Below are 5393 nucleotides of genomic sequence, written 5' to 3' on the forward strand. Positions count from 1 at the left end.
ATAAAGCTTGTGAGAATAGAAAACGGATGTTACCTTTGCACCCCGCAAAACGCGCAATGTTCCTTGACAGATTGATAAGAAAAGCAGAAGAAAGGGATATAAAAATTATCTCAAAAAAACTTCACATTTTTCTTGTTAGTTAAAAAGAAAGTTGTACTTTTGCACCCGCTTCGAGAAACGCTATAACAAGTGTTAGTAGAGGTGATAGAAATAAAAGAACACGTTCCTAGACATATTGAATTGACAGCCGTCTTGTCCAAAAGACAAGACAAAAGAATAAGAGTAATAGAATTGAGAGATTTGAAAAAACCACTAGAATTTAGTCGCATAAACAAAGAGAACAGATTTATCTGAACTCACAAATATACGATGAAGAGTTTGATCCTGGCTCAGGATGAACGCTAGCGGCAGGCTTAACACATGCAAGTCGAGGGGTATGTTTCTTCGGAGACAGAGACCGGCGCACGGGTGCGTAACGCGTATGCAATCTACCTTTCACAGAGGGATAGCCCAGAGAAATTTGGATTAATACCTCATAGTATAGTACCTTGGCATCAAGGAACTATTAAAGTCACAACGGTGAAAGATGAGCATGCGTCCCATTAGCTAGTTGGTATGGTAACGGCATACCAAGGCAACGATGGGTAGGGGTCCTGAGAGGGAGATCCCCCACACTGGTACTGAGACACGGACCAGACTCCTACGGGAGGCAGCAGTGAGGAATATTGGACAATGGGCGCAAGCCTGATCCAGCCATGCCGCGTGCAGGATGACGGTCCTATGGATTGTAAACTGCTTTTATACGAGAAGAAACCCTGCTACGTGTAGCAGCTTGACGGTATCGTAAGAATAAGGATCGGCTAACTCCGTGCCAGCAGCCGCGGTAATACGGAGGATCCAAGCGTTATCCGGAATCATTGGGTTTAAAGGGTCCGTAGGCGGTCAGATAAGTCAGTGGTGAAAGCCCATCGCTCAACGGTGGAACGGCCATTGATACTGTCTGACTTGAATTATTAGGAAGTAACTAGAATATGTAGTGTAGCGGTGAAATGCTTAGAGATTACATGGAATACCAATTGCGAAGGCAGGTTACTACTAATATATTGACGCTGATGGACGAAAGCGTGGGTAGCGAACAGGATTAGATACCCTGGTAGTCCACGCCGTAAACGATGGATACTAGCTGTTGGGAGCAATTTCAGTGGCTAAGCGAAAGTGATAAGTATCCCACCTGGGGAGTACGTTCGCAAGAATGAAACTCAAAGGAATTGACGGGGGCCCGCACAAGCGGTGGAGCATGTGGTTTAATTCGATGATACGCGAGGAACCTTACCAAGGCTTAAATGTAGATTGACCGTTTTGGAAACAGAACTTTCGCAAGACAATTTACAAGGTGCTGCATGGTTGTCGTCAGCTCGTGCCGTGAGGTGTCAGGTTAAGTCCTATAACGAGCGCAACCCCTGTTGTTAGTTGCCAGCGAGTCAAGTCGGGAACTCTAACAAGACTGCCAGTGCAAACTGCGAGGAAGGTGGGGATGACGTCAAATCATCACGGCCCTTACGCCTTGGGCTACACACGTGCTACAATGGACGGTACAGAGAGCAGCCACTGGGTGACCAGGAGCGAATCTACAAAACCGTTCTCAGTTCGGATCGGAGTCTGCAACTCGACTCCGTGAAGCTGGAATCGCTAGTAATCGGATATCAGCCATGATCCGGTGAATACGTTCCCGGGCCTTGTACACACCGCCCGTCAAGCCATGGAAGCTGGGGGTGCCTGAAGTCGGTGACCGCAAGGAGCTGCCTAGGGTAAAACTGGTAACTAGGGCTAAGTCGTAACAAGGTAGCCGTACCGGAAGGTGCGGCTGGAACACCTCCTTTCTAGAGCCTTAGTGTTAGTAGCAATACACGCTAGGGAAAGAAGACTAAATATCGAAAAGGAAACAAATATTGACATTATATTACTCTTGCTGTTAGTTCAAATAATATTACAGTCGTAAAGTTGTAAAGTCCAATGTCAAAAGTCAAGTACTTTCGACTTTAAGACCTTCGGCTTTAGACATAAGTATAAAGAGTGTCTCGTAGCTCAGCTGGTTAGAGTACTACACTGATAATGTAGGGGTCGACAGTTCGAGTCTGTCCGAGACAACTATTTAACTTAAAAAAAGAAGAAATTCTAGAGTTGAGAAATCGCGATATATCGTTATTCGTAATTCACAATTCATAATTAAAAAAGATTGGGGAATTAGCTCAGCTGGCTAGAGCGCCTGCCTTGCACGCAGGAGGTCAACGGTTCGACTCCGTTATTCTCCACAAAAAGAGTGATCAGCTTACAGTGATCAGTGATCAGTTTCGACTGAATACTAAAAACTGAACACTGAACACTACTTTAAAGTTCATTGACATATTGAGATAAGAAAATAATAAAAAGTAGAAAGCATTTTTTGCTTGTTTATTTATAGACAAGTGAAAGAAACGGCATTCTTAATTGAATGTTGGTACAATAAGCAAAATAAGGGCGTATGGGGGATGCCTTGGCTCTCAGAGGCGATGAAGGGCGTGATAAGCTGCGAAAAGCTACGGGGATTGGCACACACGATATGATCCGTAGATACCCGAATGGGGCAACCCACTATGTTGAAGACATAGTACACCGATAGGTGGGCAAACCCGCTGAACTGAAACATCTAAGTAGGCGGAGGAGAAGAAAACAAAAGTGATTCCGTAAGTAGTGGCGAGCGAACGCGGATTAGCCCAAACCAAAGATGTTACGGCATTTTTGGGGTTGTAGGACCACGATATTTGTTGCGGATAGAATTAGAATCTACTGGAAAGTAGGGCCAAAGAAGGTGATAGCCCTGTATAAGTAATAGAAGATAACGATAGTGGTATCCTGAGTAGGGCGGGACACGAGAAATCCTGTCTGAATTTGGCGGGACCATCCGCTAAGGCTAAATACTCCTGAGAGACCGATAGTGAACCAGTACCGTGAGGGAAAGGTGAAAAGAACCGTGAATAACGGAGTGAAATAGATCCTGAAACCATACGCTTACAAGCGGTCGGAGCCCTTTCGTGGGGTGACGGCGTGCCTTTTGCATAATGAGCCTACGAGTTAACGTTGCTGGCAAGGATAAGTGGTTAAGCCACGGATCCGTAGCGAAAGCGAGTCTGAATAGGGCGCTTTAGTCAGTAGTGTTAGACGCGAAACCGTGTGATCTACCCATGGGCAGGTTGAAGCTGTGGTAACACATAGTGGAGGACCGAACCGGTTGACGTTGAAAAGTCTTCGGATGACCTGTGGGTAGGGGTGAAAGGCCAATCAAACTCGGAAATAGCTCGTACTCCCCGAAATGCATTTAGGTGCAGCGTTATGGTTAAAGTTATATAGAGGTAGAGCTACTGATTGGATGCGGGGGCTTCACCGCCTACCAATTCCTGACAAACTCCGAATGCTATATAATGTTTCATAACAGTGAGGGCTTGGGTGCTAAGGTCCAAGTCCGAGAGGGAAAGAACCCAGACCATCAGCTAAGGTCCCCAAATATACGCTAAGTTGAAAGAACGAGGTTTGTCTGCCCAGACAGCTAGGATGTTGGCTTGGAAGCAGCCATTCATTTAAAGAGTGCGTAACAGCTCACTAGTCGAGCGGACGAGCATGGATAATAATCGGGCATAAGCGTATTACCGAAGCTATGGATTTACAATTAATTGTAAGTGGTAGGGGAGCATTCTCACAGGGTAGAAGGTGTATCGTAAGGTATGCTGGACTGGTGAGAAAAGAAAATGTAGGCATAAGTAACGATAATGCGGGCGAGAAACCCGCACACCGAAAGACTAAGGTTTCCACAGCTATGCTAATCAGCTGTGGGTTAGTCGGGACCTAAGGCGAACCCGAAAGGGACAGTCGATGGACAACGGGTTAATATTCCCGTACTAGTTATTACTGTGATGGGGTGACGGAGTGATGAAAGCGCCGCGAACTGACGGAATAGTTCGTTGAAGTACCTACCTATAAGCTGCGCAGGCAAATCCACGCGGCTTGGGGAAATACGATAGTACTCGGAGACTTCGGTTGAAGAGATAGTGCGCCTAAGGGCTTCCAAGAAAAACCTCTAAACTTCAGGTAATAAGTACCCGTACCGCAAACCGACACAGGTAGTCGAGGAGAGAATCCTAAGGTGCTCGAGAGATTCATGGCTAAGGAATTAGGCAAAATAGACCCGTAACTTCGGGAGAAGGGTCGCCAGCAGCAATGCTGGCCGCAGTGAAGAGGTCCAGGCGACTGTTTATCAAAAACACAGGGCTCTGCAAAATCGTAAGATGAAGTATAGGGCCTGACACCTGCCCGGTGCTGGAAGGTTAAGTGGAGATGTTATCTTCGGAGAAGCATTGAAATGAAGCCCCAGTAAACGGCGGCCGTAACTATAACGGTCCTAAGGTAGCGAAATTCCTTGTCGGGTAAGTTCCGACCTGCACGAATGGTGTAACGATCTGGACACTGTCTCAGCCATGAGCTCGGTGAAATTGTAGTAGCGGTGAAGATGCCGCTTACCCGCAGTGGGACGAAAAGACCCTGTGCACCTTTACTATAGCTTAGTATTGACCTTGGATAAATGATGTGTAGGATAGGTTGGAGACTGTGAAGTGGCGTCGCTAGGCGTTGTGGAGTCATTGTTGAAATACAACCCTTTGTTTATCTAGGGCCTAACCCCGCTTTGCGGGGGACATTGCTTGGTGGGTAGTTTGACTGGGGTGGTCGCCTCCAAAAGAGTAACGGAGGCTTCTAAAGGTTCCCTCAGTACGCTTGGTAACCGTGCGTAGAGTGCAATGGCATAAGGGAGCTTGACTGAGAGACATACAGGTCGATCAGGTACGAAAGTAGAGCATAGTGATCCGGTGGTTCCGCATGGAAGGGCCATCGCTCAAAGGATAAAAGGTACGCCGGGGATAACAGGCTGATCTCCCCCAAGAGCTCATATCGACGGGGGGGTTTGGCACCTCGATGTCGGCTCGTCACATCCTGGGGCTGGAGAAGGTCCCAAGGGTTGGGCTGTTCGCCCATTAAAGTGGCACGCGAGCTGGGTTCAGAACGTCGTGAGACAGTTCGGTCTCTATCTACTGTGGGCGCAAGAAATTTGAGTGGATCTGATTCTAGTACGAGAGGACCGAATTGGACAAACCTCTAGTGTATCTGTTGTCACGCCAGTGGCATCGCAGAGTAGCTACGTTTGGAAGGGATAAGCGCTGAAAGCATATAAGCGCGAAACCCACCACAAGATGAGATTTCTTTTAAGGGTCGTAGGAGATGACTACGTTGATAGGCTATAGATGTAAAGGCAGTAATGTCATAGTCGAGTAGTACTAATAACCCGTAAGCTTATGTACGCTTTTCCT

The 5393-nt window shown here is 46.9% G+C and carries 2 tRNA genes and 2 rRNA genes; all 4 read left to right on the forward strand.

Going from position 1 to position 5393, the window contains the following annotated elements:
* Positions 1–366 precede the first annotated feature (366 nt).
* The 4 genes from EKM05_RS14260 to EKM05_RS14275 all read left to right on the forward strand — a co-directional run bounded on the left by EKM05_RS14260 (position 367) and on the right by EKM05_RS14275 (position 5384).
* Positions 367–1880, forward strand: a 16S ribosomal RNA gene (locus EKM05_RS14260).
* A gap of 194 nt (positions 1881–2074) precedes the next feature.
* Positions 2075–2148, forward strand: a tRNA-Ile gene (locus EKM05_RS14265).
* A 90-nt stretch (positions 2149–2238) separates the two neighbouring features.
* Positions 2239–2312, forward strand: a tRNA-Ala gene (locus tag EKM05_RS14270).
* A 188-nt stretch (positions 2313–2500) separates the two neighbouring features.
* Positions 2501–5384, forward strand: a 23S ribosomal RNA gene (locus EKM05_RS14275).
* The 16S and 23S rRNA genes sit together here with 2 tRNA genes alongside, the layout of an rRNA operon.
* Positions 5385–5393 lie beyond the last annotated feature (9 nt).

It is taken from the genome of Flavobacterium sp. GSP27 (assembly GCF_003970395.1).
Lineage (GTDB): Bacteria > Bacteroidota > Bacteroidia > Flavobacteriales > Flavobacteriaceae > Flavobacterium.